At 40.3% G+C, this 17,113-nt stretch carries 14 protein-coding genes and 1 pseudogene; 3 read left to right on the forward strand and 12 right to left on the reverse strand.

What is annotated here, in order from left to right; all coding sequences use genetic code 11:
* Positions 1–39: 39 nt before the first annotated feature.
* From Q7U10_03450 to Q7U10_03495, 10 genes and pseudogenes are all read right to left on the reverse strand, one after another.
* Positions 40–3,453, reverse strand: a complete 3,414-nt coding sequence (locus tag Q7U10_03450) for a hypothetical protein (protein ID MDO8281673.1) — start codon at positions 3,451–3,453, stop codon at positions 40–42.
* A gap of 93 nt (positions 3,454–3,546) precedes the next feature.
* Positions 3,547–4,866 (reverse strand): hypothetical protein, encoded by a 1,320-nt coding sequence (locus tag Q7U10_03455; GenBank protein ID MDO8281674.1) that lies wholly within the window; start codon positions 4,864–4,866, stop codon positions 3,547–3,549.
* 42 nt (positions 4,867–4,908) lie between these two features.
* Positions 4,909–5,226, reverse strand: coding sequence for a GIY-YIG nuclease family protein (locus tag Q7U10_03460; GenBank protein ID MDO8281675.1), 318 nt, complete (start codon positions 5,224–5,226; stop codon positions 4,909–4,911).
* A gap of 93 nt (positions 5,227–5,319) precedes the next feature.
* Positions 5,320–7,953, reverse strand: a complete 2,634-nt coding sequence (locus Q7U10_03465) for an exodeoxyribonuclease V subunit gamma (protein MDO8281676.1) — start codon at positions 7,951–7,953, stop codon at positions 5,320–5,322.
* A gap of 197 nt (positions 7,954–8,150) precedes the next feature.
* A pseudogene (locus tag Q7U10_03470) lies at positions 8,151–8,723 on the reverse strand (Fic family protein).
* Between the two features lie 68 nt (positions 8,724–8,791).
* Entirely contained in the window at positions 8,792–9,607 is an 816-nt protein-coding gene (locus Q7U10_03475; protein MDO8281677.1) for a hypothetical protein, read from the reverse strand.
* A gap of 115 nt (positions 9,608–9,722) precedes the next feature.
* Positions 9,723–12,275, reverse strand: a complete 2,553-nt coding sequence (locus Q7U10_03480; GenBank protein ID MDO8281678.1) for a hypothetical protein — start codon at positions 12,273–12,275, stop codon at positions 9,723–9,725.
* A gap of 130 nt (positions 12,276–12,405) precedes the next feature.
* Positions 12,406–13,098, reverse strand: coding sequence for a tRNA (guanosine(46)-N7)-methyltransferase TrmB (gene trmB / locus Q7U10_03485; protein ID MDO8281679.1), 693 nt, complete (start codon positions 13,096–13,098; stop codon positions 12,406–12,408).
* Positions 13,095–13,721, reverse strand: a complete 627-nt coding sequence (locus Q7U10_03490) for an endonuclease III domain-containing protein (GenBank protein MDO8281680.1) — start codon at positions 13,719–13,721, stop codon at positions 13,095–13,097. Before Q7U10_03490 ends, trmB begins: the two co-directional genes overlap by 4 nt.
* A gap of 3 nt (positions 13,722–13,724) precedes the next feature.
* Positions 13,725–14,066: a histidine triad nucleotide-binding protein gene (locus tag Q7U10_03495; GenBank protein MDO8281681.1), complete on the reverse strand. Its 342-nt coding sequence runs from the start codon at positions 14,064–14,066 to the stop codon at positions 13,725–13,727.
* A gap of 130 nt (positions 14,067–14,196) precedes the next feature.
* Here Q7U10_03495 and Q7U10_03500 point away from each other — a divergent pair, with 130 nt between their 5' ends.
* Positions 14,197–14,559: a hypothetical protein gene (locus tag Q7U10_03500; protein MDO8281682.1), complete on the forward strand. Its 363-nt coding sequence runs from the start codon at positions 14,197–14,199 to the stop codon at positions 14,557–14,559.
* On the opposite strand, the gene Q7U10_03505 is transcribed toward Q7U10_03500, so the two are convergent.
* Both Q7U10_03505 and cutA read right to left on the reverse strand, forming a co-directional pair.
* The gene (locus tag Q7U10_03505; protein ID MDO8281683.1) at positions 14,556–15,026 is read right to left on the reverse strand and encodes an OsmC family protein; all 471 of its coding nucleotides are present in this window, start codon (positions 15,024–15,026) and stop codon (positions 14,556–14,558) included. The two genes, Q7U10_03500 and Q7U10_03505, sit on opposite strands and share 4 nt — an antisense overlap.
* A 23-nt stretch (positions 15,027–15,049) precedes the next feature.
* A complete protein-coding gene (gene cutA / locus Q7U10_03510; protein ID MDO8281684.1) occupies positions 15,050–15,385 on the reverse strand; it encodes a divalent-cation tolerance protein CutA in 336 nt (111 codons plus the stop codon).
* On the opposite strand from cutA, the gene Q7U10_03515 reads away from it, so the two are divergent.
* The gene (locus tag Q7U10_03515; protein MDO8281685.1) at positions 15,384–15,533 is read left to right on the forward strand and encodes a hypothetical protein; all 150 of its coding nucleotides are present in this window, start codon (positions 15,384–15,386) and stop codon (positions 15,531–15,533) included. The two genes, cutA and Q7U10_03515, sit on opposite strands and share 2 nt — an antisense overlap.
* Before the next feature lie 321 nt (positions 15,534–15,854).
* Positions 15,855–17,102 carry a transcription termination factor Rho gene (gene rho, locus Q7U10_03520; protein ID MDO8281686.1) on the forward strand — a complete coding sequence of 416 codons (1,248 nt, stop codon included), beginning with the start codon at positions 15,855–15,857 and terminating at the stop codon, positions 17,100–17,102.
* The last annotated feature ends 11 nt before the right edge of the window (positions 17,103–17,113 follow it).

Consider the following 17,113-nt stretch of genomic DNA (forward strand, 5'->3'; position numbering starts at 1 on the left):
GTTCGACAGATTTGCCATGAAATCATGGACATTAGCTCATCAGTTATGAATATCGACAATCTTATCTATATATGAAGTTATATTTGTGATGACTAACTTACCCGTATCAGTCAAGAAGTCACATAAATAATATTCGTCCGTCTTCTGCCTTATAAAACTCCGCGTAGAATTTAAAGATATTTTTTTAGGGACAAGATCTGGATAAATATCCTCTAACAGACCTCTGTTCAAACTTTTCAATTGCCATTGCTCATAATTTTCTATATCATCAAATTCTTTACCAATGAATTCCTTAGCTTCTTCCATCTGTTCTAATCTTTCTTCAGACCATTGCATGTCAGGTTTCCTAATCTTAACCTGATTGCAAAAATTGCCGAGCTTAAGAATATTATTAAGGAAATCAATTTTGTTATCTTCCTCTTGAATGCTGTAATTATATCCATCATCTCTTATTGCCTGGTAAAGAGTATTTATCGATATTGAATACAAAACGAAATCGGCTTCAGTAAAATCATCATCTCTTAGGTTTTTCAAAATTCTCTTTTGTTTGTAGTCATAAAAATAATCAGGTGCAGAAAAGAGTATATCTCGTGTTGCATCATAGAAATTTTCACTGGATCTTAAATCATACCTTGGAGAAATATTATCATGACATTCAATAATATTTAAATCAAAATCCAGAATTAAGAATGAGTATCTTCCATAATATTTATCTTTATCCATAAATATATAAATGAGTCTCTTTTCTTCATTAACTGATACTTCATCAAACCACTCCTTGCCCTTAAAACAAAATTGAACCCTCTTTATCTTCTGTAACTTGTCATTATATAGGAAGAGTTCATCATCTCCAAGTAGAAATCGAGGTGGATTTGTTGGTATCTTTGCATAACCCCAACTCCCAAACTTAATTTGCTTCTTTTTGTGAGTATTTCCATTGTACAAATCAATGACTCCCAGCATCCGGTAATCCCAGTCACCTTCTGAATCAGGTATATATAGTACTGAAAGATATTTGCAATCATCTGTAAGAAAAAGCGCGTCTACTATCTCTGAATCCTCGTTGACTTTTAGCAATTCAGATATGTTTAGGTGCGCCATAACACTTGAGTTATGAGTATGAAATATTGCTTTTATATAATAAAAACCATCGGTATCGTCCTTACAAAGGAGATGATATTCACTTTTTCCAGGATCAGCATGGATTATCTTTTCGATTTTAAAATTGAAGTTCGTCATTTTGTATTGACCGGCAAGTGAATTATTAAAGTTATATATTACAAGGTAATTATTATCAGAGATTGATAGATTAAAGAATGCCTCGTCATTAATATTGCGTATAAATTCTAATCCCTCCATACAGTCAGTTTTAAGAGCAGAATTAATGTCTGTATTGAACAAAACATTTAATTGTGCCCTCTCAACAGCAAACAATGAAGCGACCTCATCTTCTATCTGTGATACAACAGTATTGTCGTGAATTTGTTTTTTAAGCAGAGTAGCTGATTCAATATCACCCAACAGAAGACTTTTCCTGAATGCAGATATGTTATTTTCTTGCCGTAGCTTATTTAATATTCCCTGGCACATTACGGTAATTTTCTCGGATTCTTCCTTTGGAATATTGATCGATTCTTCTTCCATTAGTGCAATTATTATTTCAGCCTTTTCGAGGTTAATATCATCAGCTTCTATTTGTCTGCAATACTCCTGATATCTTTTTCTACTTAAAGAGACATTAAATTCGTGCCGTAATTTATTTAATAGCTTCTCTGATTTGAGTTGAAATACACGGACTTCTGCTTTAGGCAGATTTTTTAATTCTTTTTTAATCAATGCGACAATCTTTTCAGCGTTATCAATTTTAATATCATCCATTTCAAGTTCTTTAAGATAGTTCTGAATATTTATCCTGCTTTGTTCTGCGGATATCGTATTACACTTTTCTCTAATTGCAATATAAGCTGGATCTTCATGGAATCCTTCCCAAGCCTTTTTTAAGAGTGATAAAGCTTTGTCTGTATCGCATTCACAAATTACTTCCCTTAGTTGAAGATATGATAACCATGACTCCTTGCCTTCAGTACGTTTTAGGCGTAATACATGCTCGTTGTTTATAATGCTCTGAATCAGTGGGTACTCTCCTGTCAATTTTTCAATAAGTTCGGGGCAGTCATTCTCTTTCAATATGGGCTGCAATCTTATAAAAGCTTCCCCATAATCTCTATTCTTCAGGTATCCTGTTATTTCACGAAAAACCTTTGTCTGTTGTTTCTTTTTTTCTTCCCTACTTTCCTTTTCAATAAGTTCTGCAATTTTATTCTTTTCCCCTTGGTCTTTAATCTGCAGTTTATTTAGAATATTCAGTCTTTCCGAGTGGTCTTCTGATTTTTCATATTTCCCCCAAAGAGATTTAACCGTATCCTCATCCTTAATATCTCTTATAATCCTCAAAAGTTCCCTTGCTTCATTGTATTCGGGAAATATCGATAGTGCTGTTCTGGCTGCTTCTTCAGCAGTTTCAAACCTGTTTATGTCAAAATCCTTTTTTGCTGTATTAAGATAAGGCTCAGCTTCTTCCCGCAGTAACTGATAAATGTTTTGTTTTAAAGCATCCAGACCTTCTACATGGCCCCTCATACCCTCAGAATAATTGAGCAAGTCAAAGGCATCCCTTGATTCTTTTTCTCTATAAAGTATATCTGCATATCTAAAAATAGATTCTTTCCTCAATTCCTTAATTACACAGCTCTCAAAAAGCCCCCTTGCATCAGTAAAGCGATTATTAAGCCAACATACGTTTGCAGTAATTTCTCTCATATTGTCACCCATTAAATTATCTGGCAGGTTAAAAAGAAGATTGAGGGCTATATCATATGCGCCAAGCTCATCAATCAATATAGATACGCCTTTTAGAAAAAGTGGTGTCTCATCTGAAGAATCAACCTGAATGCCTGAAAGCAATTCTCTCGCTGAATCGTATTCGAAATTATTAATATGTAAGCTTGCCTGCTCCAACAAACCATTTAGTGTGCTGACGTCTATGTGTTTAGGTCTCTTAATCGCTGTTTTCTTTTGTGGTTTTTTTACAGGCACATTATTGGCTTTTCTAACTTGTTCAAGTGCCATTGTTGACAGCATGTGAAGTTTTGCATGGCAGGCATCAACAAAAGGTGAGAGTTTGTAACGGAGCAGTACTATATTGTCATCCCATTGGACAGGTTCAAGGTCAAAGAGCTGTGCATAATTTGTCAGAAGCAAGCTCTGGAGTTCCGATTTTAGATAGTAGGCTTTTACTTTATCTTCAAGTCTGAGATTGAGATGAGGTGTGGGGTTTATGCGCTTTATAATGCTTATTAAAACATCAATGGACAATACTTCCTTGTTTGCGAGTATTGATTCGGCTTCTTTTGCAATCTTTTCCCAATTATCGAGTATTCCGTCTGTTTTCACTTAGGGCGTCCCCCAAAATACGCATCATGTTAAGATCATTATTGAATAACATAATCACACGGTTTAAAGCGACTTTCTGGAACAGTAAAATTTTCAAGTAACTTGGTACATTTTTCTCTTTAATGCTGTCAATTGGCTAAAATCCAAACTTAATAAAAAATGGGCTCCCAAAACGGAAGCTACCGCTTGAAGCAACACAGTCAAATTTTCTGGCAGTTCATCCAATCGTTTTTCAATTTCAGTCATATCATCAAAAAAATTGCCGTGAAAAACTTCATTCCTATATCGTCTTGCAATATCTTTTACAACTGCTGGATTCAGTTTAAAGGTTTCCTTTGCTCCAATCACATCGAGAGCTTGCTCAATGTATGGTTCAAAACCATCAGTTTCGGGCTGTAACTCACTATTAAGCAAAGAAAAACAATTGGGGCATAGTTTTTTTGAATACTTCTTTAGCAAGTTCTCCTTTATATTATTCATCAAAGAGTTTTTTATCTTTATTCCCTTATAGCGTGCAATAGCCTCTATAAGCTGAAAGCTAAAAGCACGTCTTGTTTCTTCGTGAAGCGCAGTATAGAGTTCTTCAAAATAGGATAAAATAATGCCTATTTTTTCTCGATCAGGATTGTCGTTAACTCGATCAATAATGCCTGTAAAGGTTGTTTTGAATTCAACCAGCGCACTATCGTTGATATAAGCATGTCCATTAAAAGTACCGGGACAAACAAAAGAATTGCGGCTTGATATGTAGTTCGCTCGTACATATATGACATCTCTATCATTTCGTCCAATCAAAGAAGTATATGAGAGAGGAGAGCCTGCAAAAAGCGTCAGAATCGATGGGATTAGTTTGATTTTGTCCCGTACAGAAGTAATTGTCCATCCTTGCCTGTTCTTGAAATAAATACTTGAGTCAACATCAGCAAAAATATGCGGTAATCCATGAGGATCACGCGACCCCTCATGCAAAAGATTAAAGAGGGCTTTATTTGCATCTTCTGGATAAAAATTGATTCCCCACTCATCAGGAACAACGTCTCCGCATCCAATTTTTATAAAATCTACCGTTTGGGGGCGGACAATCATATGCCACCATGGCTTTCCACGATCAATCAATGGGATTATTTCAGCCTGGTCCGCTCTAAGATTTATATCTTCAACAAGTTGATTAAAATATTTGAACCCCTTATACGTAACTTTCAGACAGCGCTGTGCGGTGATCGTCCACTCTTCTATGCTCCCCTCAATTACAGCTGGTATTTCTTTTTTTGAATAAATGTCAAAATCAGTAAAGAATATATCCAACTCTAAATCACTCTGCATTCTAACGAAAGCTTGATGCCAACCCTCTCCAAATAGGGCTTTGCCAACGAAACTAATTTCTGTGTTGAGGTTAAGATTTGTCATACTCATATTTAATTAAAATCATTCCATATAATGTCCTACACACGACCATCACTCCCGCTTATCCGGAATCTGTCCTTTAATGTCTTCATATAAATCTTTTAAAGCAAAGTTGCTTAATTTAATAAGATTTATTTTTTCTTCTCTGCTCATATTTTTTATCTGTTTTTCCCTGATAATTGCACTGCGACTGTTATTGCAAATCTCATAATATACAAGCTTGTGAAGATTATATTTAGCGGTAAAACTATTCGTGTTGAGATTATTCTTATGTTCATAAACTCTTCTAACAAGATTACTGGTTACACCAACATATAATGTTGGTCTGGAATTTGCCATGATATATATTGCGAAAACCTTAACTTCCATATTAAAAGATAGATTCCGGACAAGCCGGAATGACAGACACTTCTTCCCTGATCCTGTTAAACAACTTTATTGGTTTTCACAAAAGACACTAATTTACCTTGCACCTTCGCATAACGGGCTGTGATAGCAGTATCTGCACTCCTGCGCATTATGCGGCTCAGGATGAAATATGCCTCTTCTTATATTGCCGACGATCTCCTCCGCCTTTGTGAGAGCAGCTTCGGTGTATTCACCCATGTCGCCTTTTGAAGGATACCAGGTGATACGGCCGTCCCTTAAGGAATAGACACCCGCTCTTTCAACCATGTCAGGGTTCTCCTTCTGCCACATAGAGACATAAAGAGGAAGCTGAAGGCTCTCCTTATCAGGATTACCGGTCTTGTAATCGATTATTCTTATGGTACTTCCTTCCACTTCACTCTGAGTCTTTATGTCGATCCTGTCGATCTTGCCTTTAAGCTTCAGGCTGCCGATCTCTACAGCCACCTTCTTTTCAACCTCAAAAGGCATGAACCCGTCAGTCCTGATCTCATTCTCCCGCGCCTTGAGTTCGGGAAGGAGCCTTCTGAAGATATCATGCGCTACCTTTGACCAGAAGTCTCCAACGGGAAATCTCTTCAGTGCAAGCGAAAGCCCGTCAAAGAGCCGCTTGTCCATACTGTCAATCTCAATATCGCCGTCTTTGAAAAGGTGCTCCATCGTCTTATGCGCGAGGCTTCCCCACAGCCTTGCCTCGACCTCAAACTTGGGCGGCTCCTCAGCAATTATCTTCAATACCTTCTCAATGTAAAACCTGCGGGGACACCTCCTGTATGAATCAATATCCGTCACGCTTATGTAACCTTTAAAGTAAGAGCCTGTATCAATCGATGCTTCAGATCCGGCTCTATGATTACCGCGCATCCCTTCCATTACATGTATCTCTTCTTCGGAAAATATATTCGGTACTGAAGAAGGCACAACCGAATCCCAGTCAAGAAACGGCGATGCAAGAAGCAGATTATCTCCTTCTGCCGAGGGGCAGGAGATGCAAGGCTCTCTCCTTGAGGAATGAAGTATCATATTAAAATAACGCTTCTGCCTTTGGATGTAGTATTCAAGATACGGGAGCCCGAGCTCCTTCTTGACCTTCTCAGGCAGTATCGGGTCTATCACAGGCCTTGAAGGAAGGTCTGCCTCAACCGCGCCGCCGAAGAAGAGAACTTCTGACTCAACTCCTGCGGCAAGCTCAAACGGGATGAGGCGTACTCCGTTGTCTCTCTTTGAGAACGCCTTCATGTCCCTTAAGATATTTCTGAGAAGAGAAACAGGCTGGCTCTCAAAGTTCGGTGTCCTGCCGCAGATCTTATGGAACTGCCTGAGTTCATCAAACTGCTCATCTATCATATCAGTGATTTCTGTATACGCGGGGTTGCCTGAGAAGCCGAGTTTCCTGAGCGTATCTTCAAGCGCGTCAAGAAATCCGGGCAGCGCCTTCTTTCTCTTCACATTCTCGATAAGGCCGATAATATCCTTTATCCCGTTCTGGATATCTCCTATCCTTGCGCGCTCTTCATCTTCCATCTTTCCTGTCATGGAGTTAAGCAGAGTCTCTTTTATTGAAAGCCATGATCCCTTCCCCTTGATGACTCCAGCCCTGTATGAATATGCGACAGACCACTCCTTGATAAGCGGATGGATCTCAGGGAATGAAGGCGATGTGAGGAGCGCGAGAAAGTCATAGGACGGGTAATCCTCTTCAATGCATGTCAGCAGGCTCTCAAGCGCGATGACAGGACTTGCGCATGAGAGGTCCTGCTCTGTAATGCTCAGCGGAAGGCCGTGCTTTGCAAAGACCCTCTTCACAATTGGCGCGTATTTTCCGAGTTCAGGGAATGAGACGACTATATCCCACGGGTCCGCTCCTTCAAGGATCATCGCTTTAGAAGACTTTGCGATTGATTCAACCTCTTCCTCAATAGAGGGATAAGAGGAGTAGGACGGGTTTTCCCTGCGGATCTTTGAGTCAAGTTTTATGACAGATAAACCCTTATGGTCAGGCAGTGATTGGCATATTCCGCTACTGCCTTCAGCAAGCAAAAAAGCATTCTCAGCTTTTTCAATAAGCGCCATAATAACTTCAAGCTCAAGCGGAGCCGGGTCAAAGAATCCGTCTATCACAACGATAGTCATCTCTTTGGATCCCTTTATAACCGGGACGCTCATTTTAAGGACTTCTTCAGGATCAGCCAGGCCCTTCTTCTTGATCCAGTCTTCGTACTTGATCAGGTTCTCTATAGCATCTGCAGCCCGGGTTGCCGCCTTCTCCTCAAATATCAACGAGACCGTCTGATCTTTGATCTCAGAAAGCTCTTTCCCGGGCATATAGTGTTTCAGCTTCCGCAGGAGGTCGGATAAAAGGCGGGTATAGCCTGCGTTCTTTTCTGAAATGATCTCAGAGATGATGAGCGGCCTTATGCGCTCTGAGATGATAATTCCGCCGGACTTTTCATGGAAGATACGCTCAGCAAATTGCTTTAACGCAGCCGTCTGAAACGGGATATAGGCAGGCCTCTTCAGATAGTTATGGAAATCTCTTTCAGCCTCTGTGATGATAAAGCTGTTCGGGCAGATGTAGAGGATAGAAGAGAAATCGTTTTCAGGGCAAAGCGATACGAGTTCCTTGAAGATGCGGTCTCTCTTTTTTCTCGCGCCAGGCGGGGCTATGAAGAGGGTCTTGTTGCTCATATTAATATTTTGAGAAAAGGGAGATTTTATCTAACAAGACTTTCAACAACCTTCTTCAATGACTTCATCTCTTCATGAATAACGCTTAGGATAAAGATACGCAGGGTGATCAAATCTCCCTTGTTGCTCTTCCGCATTGCGGTTATATATTCCGCCCTTCTGATCGGAGGAATGATAACAGGACAATAGCTGTTTTTCAGGGTCAGGATACTCAATAGAAGCCTGCCTATTCTTCCGTTACCGTCTATAAATGGATGGATTGCTTCAAACTCAGCATGAAGATCACTCGCCAGTTCAAGAGGATGTTTATCTCTATCAACTCTATTCAGGCCTTCAATGTATTGTTTCATTAACTCAGGGACTTCGTGGTAATCAGGTGGAAGGTAATCCGTTCCGGTAATGATCACGTTCCGCTGCCTGTATCTGCCGGCATTTCCAGAGTCTATCTGCCGGAAGAAGAGTTTATGCAGGAGCAGAACATCTTCCTCTGTTATTGCTCTGTCCAATAAAAAATAGATATGGTCATACGCCTTTGCATGTCCAAGCACTTCGTAATGTTCTCTTAAAGATTTTCCGCCTATGGTTAAGCCGTCTTCAATGACAACCTTTGTCTCTGATTCCGTGAGGGTGTTGCCTTCAATTGCGTTAGATGTGTAGGTTAGCCCTATGCGGTAGTAATCTCTCAGTTGTTTGACAACATGGTCGGGGAATGGACGATGGCTGTCGAGGGCGGATTTGAGGGAGTCTGTTTGCTCTAAGAGATCTTTCATTTATAGGTTGTTTATAATTCCGTTTTTATAAGTAAGCATAATATTATCAAAATTGCGCTGATTTTTATTCAAATAGATGACTTATCATATGCCACTTGAAAATCTATTTTTCCATCAACTAATTCTTGTCGAATCCGTAAAATATCGTCTGCTAATGGTATCCCAGCAATAACAATTTTGGCATTAATTTGTAAGCGAGAAAGCAATTTATTTATTTCGCTAATAATATGTTCGCGTAATATGGCTTGTGCCCATCTAAAAGTAATCCCTTTATAGATAGTGAAAAACTCTGTGCAATTTCTTTGCGAATGGTCTCTACGATTCCATCCCCAGTGTTTGGTAATCTTTCTATAGTAACTTTCAGTAGTAAGGACATATTCCTGGAAATTATAACCTTTTGTTTGTATTTGATTTTCTAAGTCGCTTCGCCAGAATTTCGGACCTATATGCTCAAATCGTTTTAGTCTCAAAAGCATGTTCTTATAACCAGAGGCCCCACCTAAAGCAGAAGGGATTGAAATCTCCCATATATCTGTTGAAGGGATGATTACATAACGTTTTTTTAAATACTCATAGTCCTGTTTTGGAACCCATTGAATAAAATATCTTGGGAGTCGGAAGAGACGCTTACTGGTAAAGCCATACAAGTGATATTTACTATTATCTTCATCGTCACGTATAATCTCGTGGACTGCATACCCATACCATGCCAAATTCAATGTAACCTGTTGCACGACATCGCACACTGTTTTAACAATATCACTGTGATCATATTGGGCAAGCGAACTGCACAGTTCTATAGCTCGTTCGCAGTCTACCTCATTACCTTTAAATTTAATAGCAAACTCTGGATGTTTGTCAGTTTTCCCACCTATGGGCATCACTGCGAGACTAACGTCCTCTGTAAACATATGCACATTAAGATCTGTTTTGTATTCCGATAAGCTTGGAAAATGAGATATTACTCTCGGCTTGTGGGGTCGGCCTTTTCTATTTCCCCTATATTTCCTCATCTTCCCCTTCCTGTTGATGATTAACAATTTCTGTGTAATACTTTTCTTCGCGTTCTAAATCTTCTTCTAAATCCCTTCTTCTCTGACCAAAATCGATATCTTTTCCTTCAGGTCGTTTCCGCAGATATAATGCAATAAATATATCGATACCGTCATGAAAACTTCCATACGGTTCTCGTGCAAAAATACGAACTAATGGGCTGTCATGAATTATAATACTATCTGAAGTATGCCACCTACGATGAAATATTTCTTTCCTCGGTAGACCCACAAAGCAATGCTCAACTTTTTGTTTCCAGCCTGTACGTAATATACCGTGATGTGGTATCTCAAAGCCAGATTCAGTTATTGCAACTGCAGCAGCCAACAGGTTTATAACATGTGCGTTGGGTTTTTCATTTAGATATTCATCCCAAGTGGCAGTAACTTCTGTCCATAAAACAGGATTATTATGGAAGTCTGACAATAGGCAAGCATAACCACTAAGCTCCATCAAATCTAGCAAAGGAGCAGCAGCTATTTTTAATTCTTGCTGGGCTCGCCAATCTGTTGAGCCTGTTTTTGGTCTCAGGTTTTCAAATTTTAACAAGCATCCGTAAAGGTATGCTTTAAATGTAGCTTTAATTAACTCGAAATCACCATTACAAAGTGCATCTAATATTGATTCGCCTGCTGTGTATAGGAATTGTCCTCCGTAATCTGTGGAATTATTTGGTCGAGGAATTAATAAAAGGACTGTGCTTTGTTGTGACATGAGTTTAAGGACTTCTTTCTTTCTGTTTTTAACCTGTCGTTGACTGACTTCTATTTTATAATCAGGCCAAGGCAAATCTTCAATGTAACGATGCTCACTAAAATCTTGCCAGATTTTAAATAATCTACCAATGTGAGATTCCATTTTATTCCAGTATTCCCATTCTCTACTGATGAAAACCGAAGCAACCCATTGATGTTTTGCAGTGTTTAGTTGCTCAATCAGTTTTTGATAAAGTTGCATTGCAGTAGAAACAAGACAATTAATATTTTCAACTAACTTCTCTACCTCAACCTGAACAATTAATTCTGTTTGATACCACAAAGGGCTTATGAGCTTATCTTCTATAGATAACTCAAAATCCATTCTTCCCTTAAACCATTCAAGACGGGGCAACATATACTCATGGAATCCCTGCAGATATATATCAGAACTGTTTTGCCACCGAATGTGAGCCAATCTTCTTGAGATTTCAGCCTTGCTGAGATTACTTATAGATTCTGAATAGGATAATAGTATGGTAATTGGCATCATTGCCAAGCGTTCAGCTACTCCAAGGTGTTCAATTGGTTCTTCTGTAACTATTTTATCCGCTGACTTACCAATTTCTGTAAATATGCTTAAGTTTAGTTTTTCTAATGTATCAAATGCCTGTTTTACTTCCCCTCTCTTAGAAAGACTGCTCAGGTAAGCATCTAATCCCCCAAGTAGTTCTTGCACCAAATTGAAACGTTTTGCTTTTAAGTTTGTATCAACGCAACGTAATACAATGGGAATAAGCCTATCTTCAATCCAAAGTTTATCATTGACAACTTCAGGCTGAATCATTGTGCCTGTCTGATGAGCTATCGTTAGTGCTGTGTCTTCAGTGCGATACCAGTCTCTGTGGCTATAGCGTTGCTCAAACCATAGACTCCCAGATGGTATCTGATTCTTTAATTTGTGATAGTGAATCAAATAAATAAGAGTGTATTTTGCTAATTCTGAAAATGGCCTACCATTTAGATGTGGAGATTTCGGGTTGCTTGTTAAATCCGCTAAGGTCTCAAGTGTTTCTATGGCAATTGTTGCCTGTTTATTGGCATGAGCTTGAAATGCTTGATCATCCCACCGGTATCCTCCAACACTAACTGTTCTAAGCCAGCGTCGTGAGTCATCGAAAATAGAGTGAGAAAGGACAGTGGGGTCAAATAGATAGAAAAACATGCGACCATATTTAACGAAAGCAATAATTCCAACACCGGATAAAAGAATAATAAATGGAATAACTATAGGGATTCTTGGATATCCTAAAATTCTCAATCCGATCAGGCACAGCCCTGTAAATGTTAAAAATGCAAGAAAACGCATATACACATTTCCAAAGCGTTCTTTTGCCAATAACTCACGTAAATTGTTTGGTACTTGAGAATAGACAGATGCCCCTACAGTAGTTATTCCCGCAAAATAAAGACCAATGAATATTCCACCAATTCCACTCACAGTAGCAAGGAATGTTACATAATCGCTATCTTCAGGAATTTTCAAATGAGCATATTCATAGAAAGGTTGTAGATATGGGTTAATGATCTGTAGACTAATGGAAACAGAAATGGCAAGTAATAGTTGTCCACCTGTGTTATGAAATAAACCACGAACTGTTTGAAAATTTGTTATTTCTTCTTGCAACCCATAGCGGAATTTAAAAAAATGACGTTTGATTGAGAATAAGAGCTGAGAAAGCAAGGCACGTGCTGCCCAGAATATACGGTGTTGTGCCAAAAAAAGAAATAAGAAATTTCTCATGCCTATATTTTTATCCTTTCCATCTAATACTCACAACCTAAACTTTTTCCTTTTCCCAGCTAAATGCTTTTACTTTATCAGCTTCAACTGTGTATCAAGTTCGCAAAAACCTTATTAATTATACTATGTTTTACTCCACTAACCGGATACCAGCCTTAACAAACCTGTATCTATTAAATTGTCTGTTGTCTTTAGCTGCCTTTAACGCAAAAGCGGTTCTGCTTATATCAGAGAGGTCTTCTCCCTCGATCACGAATCCGGCAGAGGCAAAAGAGCTTTCTATCTCTGTTGCGTATTCATCCGAGTCTGTGGCAACAACTATATATCCTTGCGCCTTAAGCCTGGGGAAAAGGATTGCGGCGAATTCAGGATTTATCAGCTTTCTTTTATGATGCTTCTTCTTGGGCCACGGGTCAGGGAAGAGAATATATATGCCGTCGAAAGAGTCGGGAGGTATATTATTTTCAAGCACACTCCTGGCGTCTTTATTAAATACCCTGACATTGGTAATGGAAAGTGCATCCGGATCTTCTTGGCTTATGAGATTGACCAGCAGTTTTGATATCCCGGTCACATATATTTCAATACCGATAAAATCGTGTTGCGGAGCAGTTGCCGCCTTTTCAGACAGGAAAGCGCCGGTGCCGAATCCGATCTCAAGGTAGAGTGGAGCTTCTCTTCCAAAGACATCCGCCTTATCCATAACAGACTCTGTGCATAGCTTGATAAGAGGGAGTATTGTGGAAAGGGCGCTGCGCCCCGCTTTGCTCATCCTGCCGGATTTTCTGCCGGTAGTGCGCGTTTTCCTTACATTGGTAGTCATATCTTTTCGAGCGGGCATCCTTCACATTTTGGTTTTGGTTTACAGTAATGCTTGCCGGCCATCACGAATAATGCGTGATACTCATTATATAAAGATACATCATGCGGCAGGTTGTTATGAAATAGCTCCTGCATCTCATGATATGTTGCATCTTCTTTCACGATCCCGTGTCTTTGCAGAACCCTTTTTGTATAGGCATCTATCACGAAGGTCGGTTTTTCCAACGCATATAAAAGTATGGAGTCTGCTGTCTCCGGGCCGATGCCGTTTACTTCGAGAAGTTCTTTCCTGAGCATGGGCAGGCCTCTTTTCTGCATCTTTGCCATGCTCCCCCCGTAGTTGGAAGAAAGGTATGACAAAAAGCCTTTGAGCCTTTTTGCTTTTACATTAAAGTAGCCTGAAGGTTTTATTAATGAAGCGAGCTCTTCATGCGGCATCTCGTGAAGTTTTTTCGCGGTTAACGCCTTTTGTCTTTTTATATTGCTGATGGCCTTCTCGACATTTCCCCAGCTGGTATTCTGAGTCAGTATCGCGCCAACGGCTATCTCAAAAGGCGTGTCACCCGGCCACCAGTTCTGCGGTCCGAAGGATTTATAGAGGGTGCGGTAGATCTTCTTAAGCACTTCTTACCCTGGCGGCCAGTGCATCGGCCTGCCTCCAAGCATGTGAAGGTGGATGTGAAATACGGTCTGGCCCGACTCTCTGTTGCAGTTCATGACGAGCCTGAAGCCTCTTTGGTCAATGCCTTTCTCTCTCGCTATCCTGTTTGCCGCCTGGAACATCTTCCCTATCAGTTCGTTATCCTCAGGCCCTGCTTCGAGTATCGTTGAGATATGTTTTTTCGGCACTACTAAAATATGCACAGGCGCTTGCGGTGTTATATCTTCAAATACAAATACATCGTTATCTTCATAGACCTTTTTTGAAGGGATCAAACCTTTGATAATCTTGCAGAACAGACAATCCATTTGCATCGCCTCCTTTGATATTTATATGAAACGGGATGATTCATTTTAGCACAGCACTGAAATAATTAGCCTTGAAACAGGAGTGCACGCTTCCCTTTAATTATTCGCAGTATTGGTATATAGTAAACGCATGGAAGATATCAGCATCAATGACCTTAAGGACAAAAAAGAGAGTTTTATTGATGAGATCAGGTGGGATGTAACGCCAAAGGTCTTTATGCGGCAGGGGCAATATTCAGGGAAAAAGGCAGATAGCGGGCCTGACAACATCGATGGTTATATGCTGTATATCGATTTCGTAGATGACAAGCCTGCCGTTTTTATAATGAAGAACCATTATTCACAGAGCAAGACTGTCGGATATATAAAAGATATTCCTGAAACACTTCTGCAGGATGCGCTGAAGCTTAAACAGGGCGAGAGCGTAGCAGGCATGTATCCGCTTTCCGAAGAGCTTGAAGCCTGGCTGAAGAAAGAGCTGAACGTCTCTTAGTCCTCGTTTATTGTGTAGCGTGTTGTGACCTCGATCTCTTTTCTTAAGGCGTTATAGACCGAACAGTACTTATCGTGCGAAAGTGAGATAGCTCTGTCCATCTTCTTGGGCGTGATGCCTTCCCCTTTCACCTTTATAAGCAGGTCTATGGATTTGTAATACTGCGGAGGCTCCGGCCTTCTTACCCCGGTAAAATTTATCTTAAAGTCTTTGATCTCAGCCCTCATCTTTTTCAGAAAGAAGAGCACATCGATCGCCATGCATCCGGCAACGCTTGCCAAGAGTGTTTCCGTGGGAGCGCAGCCCCACTGCAGATTCGCGTCATAATCTATCTCATATCCCATCTGCGTCCTGACCCTGAAGATCAGGTCTTTGTCCCATTCAAGAAAACCTTTGTTCACCTCAAGTATCTTTCCCTTATATCCTTCCAGGGATTCTTCTAATTTGTCAGCGCTGTTATCTTCCATTTATATTATTCTCCCGGCTTATATTATTTGCCTGTTGATTCCCTGATCCATTTAAGATAATCTTCCGAACCATCTACGATCGGCATGGCGATTATCTCAGGGACTTCATAACTGTGAAGTTCCTTAACCCTCTCTTTAAGGCTGTTGAAAAGGCTTCTCTGCGTTTTAGCGATCATAAGCACTTCTGCATCATCGCACACCTTGCCCTGCCATGAGTAGATTGAGCGGATATTCCTTATGATATTAACGCAGGCCGCCAGTCTTTCCTCTACGAGAGAAGCTGCGATACGGGCTGCCTCTTCTTCACTTGATGATGTAATAAAGACTATTATCTCTTCTGGAGATGCATTATATGACATGGCTAATTATTTTTACAGAGAGCCTGTAAAAATGCAACCTGAGATGATAAATAAAAATAATAATAATATGGAAACCAAAGGTATATTGACAAAATATATATTCTTCTTTATAGTTGTAATAGTTCTTCAACCAGTTCCCGATATATAATCTTTGAAATTAATGTTTCCAATAAAATAAATTTCACAATCAAGAAATTCTGTTAAAAAACTATTTATCTGCTTTATGCAAACTGAAGTCCTTCTTTATATCCGGTTTTAGCTTATAGAGTAAAACTTTCAATAGATATTTTATCAATGATCCATGAATTCATATAAGAAACCCCACAAATAAAAACCTCAAATTAAAAACCTCGCAAAAAAAGGAGTAATTCTCGTGGTAAGAAAAGCAAATGATACAAAGACAGAGAGCAAGCCGGCCGTTAAAACAGAGAACAAGCCAGAAAACAAACCGGTAATGAAGTCCGAAGGAATGAACATAACTAAATTAAAAGAACTGCCGATATCCGAGCTGACCCAGCTGGCAAAAGAAATGAATATCGAAGGCGCCAGAGGGCTTAGGAAGCAGGATCTTATATTCGCCATATTGCAGGCTCAGACAGAAAAGACCGGGCTCATCTTTGGTGAGGGCGTGCTTGAGATACTACCTGATGGATTCGGTTTCCTCCGTTCTCCTGATTACAGTTACCTCCCCGGGCCTGATGATATTTATGTCTCGCCTTCTCAAATTCGGAGATTTAACCTTAGAACCGGCGACCTTGTCACAGGGCAGATACGCCCTCCGAAAGAGAGCGAAAGATACTTTGCCCTGCTCAAAGTTGAGGCTATAACACATGAGCCGCCTGATGAGAACGTAAAGCGGCAGCTCTTTGACAACCTCATCCCGTATTATCCGACCCAGCGCATAAATCTTGAGCATGATAAAAATGACTATTCTACTCGCGTTATGGAGCTTGTCACCCCCATCGGAATGGGGCAGAGGGGTATGATAGTCGCAGCGCCGAGGACAGGCAAGACGGTTCTTCTTCAATCAATAGCAAAGGCTATAAAACATAACCACCCTGAAGTCCATCTTATCATCCTTCTTATAGATGAGAGGCCTGAAGAGGTCACCGACTGGAAGAGGCAGGTTGATACTGAGATCATCGGATCGACATTCGACGAGCCGCCGCAGAGGCATATACAGGTCGCCGAGATGGTCATGGAGAGGGCGAAGAGGCTTGTTGAGAGCAAAAAGAATGTGGTCATACTTCTTGATTCCATAACAAGGCTTGCAAGGGCTTACAACGCTGTGATACCCGCAAGCGGCAAGGTGCTTTCAGGCGGCCTTGATTCCAATGCGCTTCAGAAACCAAAGAGATTCTTCGGCACCGCAAGAAATATAGAGGACGGCGGCAGTCTCACGATCATCGCTACCGCGCTTGTTGATACCGGCAGCAGGATGGACGATGTCATATTTGAAGAGTTCAAAGGCACCGGCAATATGGAGCTTCACCTCGACAGAAAACTTGTTGAGAAACGCGTATTCCCGAGCATTAATATTAATGCCTCAGGCACAAGAAAAGAGGAGCTTCTTGTTGAAAGGGATGTGCTTCAGAGGATGTGGATACTGAGAAAGGTCCTGCATTCACTCAGCCCTGTTGAGAGCATGGAATTCCTGCTTGATAAGCTTAACGGGACAAAGAGCAACAAGGATTTCCTTGAGATGATGAACAAGTAGGCTCTTGTTTG

The organism is Thermodesulfovibrionia bacterium (assembly GCA_030646035.1).
In the GTDB taxonomy this organism is placed as follows: Bacteria; Nitrospirota; Thermodesulfovibrionia; order UBA6902; family UBA6902; genus JACQZG01.